This window comes from Empedobacter sp. UBA5987 (assembly GCF_002429865.1).
Taxonomy (GTDB): domain Bacteria; phylum Bacteroidota; class Bacteroidia; order Flavobacteriales; family Weeksellaceae; genus Empedobacter; species Empedobacter falsenii_B.
In genome coordinates, this window is record NZ_DJBB01000023.1 from 1 (window position 1) to 6,214 (window position 6,214).

Annotated in this window: 6 protein-coding genes, 1 CRISPR repeat array and 1 riboswitch; of the genes, 3 read left to right on the plus strand and 3 right to left on the minus strand. The window is 30.3% G+C overall.

The window, feature by feature from the left end:
- The first annotated feature begins 291 nt into the window (after positions 1 to 291).
- Positions 292 to 513: a hypothetical protein gene (locus tag B3J26_RS04170; protein ID WP_291073401.1), complete on the plus strand. Its 222-nt coding sequence runs from the start codon at positions 292 to 294 to the stop codon at positions 511 to 513.
- Positions 514 to 689: 176 nt separating this feature from the next.
- On the opposite strand, the gene B3J26_RS04175 is transcribed toward B3J26_RS04170, so the two are convergent.
- Together B3J26_RS04175 and B3J26_RS04180 are read right to left on the minus strand one after the other, a co-directional pair.
- Positions 690 to 1,049, minus strand: a complete 360-nt coding sequence (locus B3J26_RS04175; RefSeq protein ID WP_291047616.1) for a DUF190 domain-containing protein — start codon at positions 1,047 to 1,049, stop codon at positions 690 to 692.
- Positions 1,050 to 1,059: 10 nt separating this feature from the next.
- Entirely contained in the window at positions 1,060 to 2,367 is a 1,308-nt protein-coding gene (locus tag B3J26_RS04180) for a voltage-gated chloride channel family protein (RefSeq protein WP_221856773.1), read from the minus strand.
- Positions 2,368 to 2,398: 31 nt separating this feature from the next.
- Positions 2,399 to 2,467: riboswitch (Fluoride riboswitch) on the minus strand.
- Positions 2,468 to 2,934: 467 nt separating this feature from the next.
- On the opposite strand from B3J26_RS04180, the gene B3J26_RS04185 reads away from it, so the two are divergent.
- Both B3J26_RS04185 and B3J26_RS04190 read left to right on the plus strand, forming a co-directional pair.
- Positions 2,935 to 3,576 carry a DUF6266 family protein gene (locus tag B3J26_RS04185; RefSeq protein WP_291073404.1) on the plus strand — a complete coding sequence of 214 codons (642 nt, stop codon included), beginning with the start codon at positions 2,935 to 2,937 and terminating at the stop codon, positions 3,574 to 3,576.
- A 1,301-nt stretch (positions 3,577 to 4,877) separates the two neighbouring features.
- Positions 4,878 to 5,135 (plus strand): helix-turn-helix domain-containing protein, encoded by a 258-nt coding sequence (locus B3J26_RS04190; protein ID WP_125350412.1) that lies wholly within the window; start codon positions 4,878 to 4,880, stop codon positions 5,133 to 5,135.
- A gap of 34 nt (positions 5,136 to 5,169) precedes the next feature.
- On the opposite strand, the gene B3J26_RS04195 is transcribed toward B3J26_RS04190, so the two are convergent.
- Positions 5,170 to 5,340 carry a hypothetical protein gene (locus B3J26_RS04195; protein ID WP_185144202.1) on the minus strand — a complete coding sequence of 57 codons (171 nt, stop codon included), beginning with the start codon at positions 5,338 to 5,340 and terminating at the stop codon, positions 5,170 to 5,172.
- Between the two features lie 60 nt (positions 5,341 to 5,400).
- Positions 5,401 to 6,140: direct repeats of the CRISPR family, unit length 47 nt; unit sequence GTTGTGAGTTCCTTTCAATTTGGTATATTTATCAAAGTAATTACAAC.
- Positions 6,141 to 6,214: the final 74 nt, after the last annotated feature.

Sequence of the window (6,214 nt, forward strand, 5' to 3'; positions counted from 1 at the left end):
AACAAGGGGAAGATTACAAAAATTGATATGAATATAAACTTAATGATATTTACAAATTTTTTCATTGTGATTTGATTATATGTTAATTATTTTGATTCAAAAATATTAGCGATCTTTATAATGTTCAAAAATAAAATGATGAGTTGATGTTTTTTTATGATGAACTGTATAATTTTATTCGAATCAAGTAAAATTAAAATTTATAATATCTCACAATTTTTAAAATTATAATGGGGTTAACTTAAAAGATAAAAAATAATAAATTAAATAATTTTATAAAAGCTCTCTACCATGGATAAAATTAACTACGAATTTATTAAAGATATTATTGAATTAGAAAAATGTTCTGATCACAATGAAAGTCCAAAGTTTATTGAAACAAAAGATGGATTTAGAATTATTGCTTGTTGTGATGATTTTAGAACTAGAATGATAGAAAAGTCAACCATTTTAATTACAGAACAATCTCTCAAAAATGTATTGAATATTATGAAAAAGTATTTAAATAAATAAGAATAATCGAAAAATATAAATTACTAAATTTTCATTTTACTGAACTATTCAATATTTAGAAAAACCAATATTAATATAAGCGAACAATTTACTGTTTTCATTTTATCAATTAACTAAGTATAATATATTTTTTTTTGAAAATAATATTGACATCTGTATTTCTCTTTTCTTCTTTTCTATTGTGATAATTTAAAACTACTCTCATTGAACAAAACAATATTTGCCTCAGAAAGTAATGCTTTGTTCTTTATTAAGTAATTTTTCAAATTTTTAGGTGTATCAATAAGTTCGAGGCAAACTGGGTTCTTGTTTGATGGAATTTCTGAAATATTAAAACTAATACTATCATTGTGCAAGTAACCTGCTTTAGCTATAAAGATTGCTGCTTGGTTAATGTTCATTTCTTTTGCTCTTTTCAAAAGTAATTGACCTAAATTATTATTCCAAAGTCTTTGCCAGAAAGACTGTCCTTTGGCTTGCTGTCCATAACCAAAATATATTCTCACTATATTTATATTATGTAATTCTGAGTTCATGTAAATGTTTTTAGAGTTCATTTAATCGTTTACCTTTTTGATTTAAAAATCTCTTATACTTTGGTTCACCAATCATTTGTTTATTATAAATACTGTTGTTACCAGAAATCAAATATGCAACAACACAAGCTATAGCAGCATATACTCCACAATCAACACCAAAAAGTTCAAGTGCCATAATACTACAAGCTAACGGCGTATTTGTTGCTCCTGCAAAAACTGCAACAAACCCCATTCCTGCTAAAAGTCCAATCGGTAATGGGATAAAAATACTTATTGCACTCCCCAAAGTAGCTCCAATAAAAAACAAAGGTGTTACCTCTCCTCCTTTAAAACCTGCTGAGAGTGTTAAAATGGTAAAAATCATTTTCAATAGAAAGTCATACGCTGGCAATTGCTCTTCAAAAGATTCAACAATTGTTGGTACGCCCAAACCAATATATTTTGTGGTACCAATTATCCAAACTGCAAGAGCTACGATTGTACCTCCTACTAAAGGACGAAAAGGTGGAAAACTTATTTTTGATTTAAAAATAGCACTTGTCTTATGCATAGATTTACTAAATGTTGCTGCACATATACCAAAAATAACACCTGCTATAATGGTAAAAAAAATGTTGAGAAATGAAATTTCAGGAACAAAATCGATATGATAATGTGTATGCTCAGTATGCCAAAGTTTGGTAACTAAATCAGCTATAATTGCGGACAAAAATGCAGGAAAAATAGCATCGTATTTTAATCGTCCTATTAAAAAAACTTCTAAACCAAAAATGGCTCCTGCTAATGGTGTGCCAAACACTGAACCAAAACCAGTTGAAATGGCTGAAATAATTAAAATTTTTCGCTCATATTCTATCAATCGAAATGGTTTAATAAATTGATCTGCAATTGCTCCTGCCATTTGTAATGCAGTTCCTTCTCTACCTGCTGAGCCTCCAAACATATGGGTAACAAGTGTTCCTATAAATACAAACGGAGCCATCCTAAAAGGAATTATTTCCTTTGGATTATGTATTGTGTCAATAAGTAAATTATTTCCAGCTTCAATGTTTTTACCAAAATAGTAATAAAGTAAACCAATAGAGAAACCACCAATCGGTAAAAATATAATTAACCATAAATGATTTTCACGATAATTTGTAACCCAATTTAATGATTGAAGAAAACCTGCCGAAGCACTACCTACACACAGTCCTATAAGAGAACATAAAAATGCCCATTTTAAAATATAAGGAATTGCAGGAAATTGTCTAAACAACAGATGTAACTGTAAATTTATTTTTTTGCTAAAAGATTTTGTTTGTTTTAATTGCATAACTACCTGATTAAAATGCTTAGATCATTTTATTTAATCAGGCGTCATCAGCTTTTTATAAAGCGGTTGGGTAAGGAAGAACACCATTTCCTTTTTATCTACTGCAAAATTAATATTTTTTTAAAAAAATCTATTAATTTAATCATGATTTTTTTCTCTGCAATCTTATATTATCATTTAGGTATAGTCGAATTCATTAATGAAATAACTACCGTTTCAAATAAAAACCTGTTTATTTTTCCTTTACTTCACCCCTATTTTGTTCGACAATCCTTCGACACTTGTTCGACCGTTGTTCGACAAAACACCTCTTTTTCCGAACCGTTGTCGAAGGACACTCGAACAACACTCGAACAAACCCTATTTCTACTTTTATCATTTTTGTCTCAAACCCTCTCTAATAAAGGAAAGTTGTGTTTTCTGTCTTTTTTCATTTCTCCTCCATACCGGACAAAAATGGACAATAGCGGTCATTAATGGTCTATACTAGACATGGTGTCTTGCAAACTTAAAAACCAATGCATTATTCCACTAACTTGCTGCTACATAACATAAAAAATTAAGAGTATGGCCGAAATTAAAAAAGGAATCCTTGGCGGATTTTCAGGAAAAGTAGGAACAGTGATTGGTGTCAACTGGCGTGGAAAGGATATTATCCGAAGTCTACCAAAAGCATCAAAAAAAGCACCCACAGAGGAGCAATTAATTCAAAGGGTTAAGTTTAGGAAAACCATCAATTTTTTGCAACCATTGCGCTCTATCCAAAACAGGTATTTTGGGAATAAAGCAGGTAAACAATCTCGTTTTAACAATGCGACGTCTTATACCCTAACCAATGCTGTGGAAATGGTGCTAGATTTACCTGTTATTATCGTAGCACGTGTTCTCATTACCAAAGGCGAGTTATTAGATTTTCAGCTTCCAGAGCTGGATGCCACAACAGCTGGTATATTTAGTTTTAGTTGGGAAGACAACTCAGGACAAGGAAATGCGAAAGAAACGGATCTTGTAAACGTAGTTTGCTATTGTGAGGAACTGAATAGTTTCTACATTTCCGAAGAAATTACAACCCGTGATATGCTTGTAGCAAGTATTAATTTACCTACACCCTATCAAAACAAGGAAATTGATGTGTGGATCTACCTCAACACAGAGAAAAGAACACAAGCCAGTACAAGTATGTATTTAGGGAAACACGAGGTGTTATAACAGATGTATGATTTCACAATCAACTGTTTGTTTAGTCATTACCGAGAATAAGGTTTTAGAAATAGAATTTTATTCTTGGAATTTTTTTTGTTTTAATGCCATAGTGGAAATGTATTATGTATTATGTATTTGAAAAAGAATTAAGAAACCGGCATTAAAACTCACACGTTAAGAAAATGGTTGAATGTAACGTAAAAAAGGTTTTAGCCCGTAGGGNNTTTTTTGATTACTTTTTTGCTCTCAAAAAAGTGATAGAAAGATTATTCTCGTTTTTCAAAACTATATTTCATTGATTTTTTATTCATGAGTTATTATTGTTTTTAAATGAATTCATATGCCCTTCGGAGAAGTCTTGACACAAAAACATTTGAAATTAAAAATTTGAAATTAAGAGGAGAAGCTCCTGTGGAGCTTAGGTACATATGTTCATTTTTTCCTTGATGAAAAAAAGAACCAAAAAAGTCAAGTCGGTGCTTACAAGTCGGTCAATAACGACTACTCGCTAAATGCTTTAAATCATTCACATATAAAATGTAAACAGTAAATCATTTTAACACTCGCTACGTCGAATTGACACTCGACTCTTCAGCAATGACGGTTTTTGAAATTCATTGTTAAAATGAATTTGATTTAGAAAAGAAGTAATGGAAAGATTCTGCACTTAGAGTACCTCAGTGACCATTTTAAATTCTTACTTTCATTTTTTGCTCATCCAAAAAACGAAACAAAAAAAGATGCCGACAGTAGACTCTCAATGATTCAACTAACTAAATTATTTCCATAAAGTTGGCAACTCGTTTCACTCAAACACTCCAACTTTTATATTCTAATAATTTAGAGTTGAATTACATTTCGATTCTAAATCGTCGGATTTTAAATTCCTATTCATTAACAATAAATCAACGTAAAATATTAAAGGTCAATAAATAAACATTCTTAAATAAGGACGGTTTTTAATTCATTGAAAAGTGAATTTGAATATTGAAAAAGAATTAAGAGAACGGCATTAAAACTCACACGTTAAGAAAATGATTGAATGAAACGTAAAAAAGGTTTTAGCCCGTAGGGTTTTTAAAATCTTTAGTGGAATGAGAAAATTTTTAGTAGAGAGGTTTACGGCCTTGACTTTTTGGTTACTTTTTAGTCAAGTAAAAAGTGACATAAAAAAAAAGAAATTCGAATAATTAAAACAGAAAATCAATAAAAAAAATTAACACCCCCTCCCTATCCCTATTTCCTCTTATCATTTGTTTTATTTAATCAAAATACGTATCTTACTGAAATTAAGTAAATTAAAACGTATGCAAAACACTTACTTTTTTACACAAAAAGAGAAGGATAGCAACGAGTTAAAACTTCTTTTAGTAGAATTAATTACGAATATACAACCCACGGACAAAGATCACGGATTCTACGACAGTGCAGATGTGCAAAGGCTACTTAACGTTAGTGACAAAACGTTGTATCGCATGAGGAGAAACAAGACGATTCCTTGTTTTAAGCTCGGTAAAAAGTACTTTTACCCAAAACATTTCTTTAACAAAAAAGCTCTTGAATAAGAGCCTTTTTCGTGGAATTTATTATTAAAAACTATTAAGTTCCTTTCACTTTTAGTAATTTTACGTAAGTAGTTACAACAGTAAACAAAGAACTACCATCAGCCCCTGGGTTGTGAGTTCCTTTCACTTTTAGTAATTTTACGTAAGTAGTTACAACTTGAGTATATAATCGGCCTTGCGTCATTGTGTTGTGAGTTCCTTTCACTTTTAGTAATTTTACGTAAGTAGTTACAACAGGAATATTTTACACCTACGGAAGCGGTTAGTTGTGAGTTCCTTTCAATTTGGTATATTTATCAAAGTAATTACAACTAAACTCGTTCAGGCGAGTATAAAAAGAGTGTTGTGAGTTCCTTTCAATTTGGTATATTTATCAAAGTAATTACAACAATTGATAATATCAAACTTCCTTATGGGTAGTTGTGAGTTCCTTTCAATTTGGTATATTTATCAAAGTAATTACAACATTCAACGTTAATAAAGTTGATGAAGGATTGTTGTGAGTTCCTTTCAATTTGGTATATTTATCAAAGTAATTACAACATCTGAAAGTTGGTCAAGAGTGACTTTATTGTTGTGAGTTCCTTTCAATTTGGTATATTTATCAAAGTAATTACAACTAGTAATGGTAGTTCTATGACTACTACACCGTTGTGAGTTCCTTTCAATTTGGTATATTTATCAAAGTAATTACAACTGAACAACAAGCAATCGACGATGCTACTGCGTTGTGAGTTCCTTTCAATTTGGTATATTTATCAAAGTAATTACAACGATTTGCTTAGTAATTGTATGTTCACTTCTGTTGTGAGTTCCTTTCAATTTGGTATATTTATCAAAGTAATTACAACAACAAGCAAACAAATCAGATTAGACTTGATGTTGTGAGTTCCTTTCAATTTGGTATATTTATCAAAGTAATTACAACTTATCAAGTTTTTCGTTAATAGATGTTAATGTTGTGAGTTCCTTTCAATTTGGTATATTTATCAAAGTAATTACAACATCCAACCAAAAAAATAAGCGAATTCATAGGTTGTGAGTTCCTTTCAATTTGGTATATTTATCAAAGTATTTAC

Coding starts and splice junctions, on each gene's coding strand:
- B3J26_RS04170 (WP_291073401.1), top strand. CDS start 292: ATGGATAAAATTAACTACGAATTTATTAAAGATATTATTGAATTAGAA.
- B3J26_RS04175 (WP_291047616.1), bottom strand. CDS start 1,049: ATGAACTCAGAATTACATAATATAAATATAGTGAGAATATATTTTGGT.
- B3J26_RS04180 (WP_221856773.1), bottom strand. CDS start 2,367: ATGCAATTAAAACAAACAAAATCTTTTAGCAAAAAAATAAATTTACAG.
- B3J26_RS04185 (WP_291073404.1), top strand. CDS start 2,935: ATGGCCGAAATTAAAAAAGGAATCCTTGGCGGATTTTCAGGAAAAGTA.
- B3J26_RS04190 (WP_125350412.1), top strand. CDS start 4,878: ATGCAAAACACTTACTTTTTTACACAAAAAGAGAAGGATAGCAACGAG.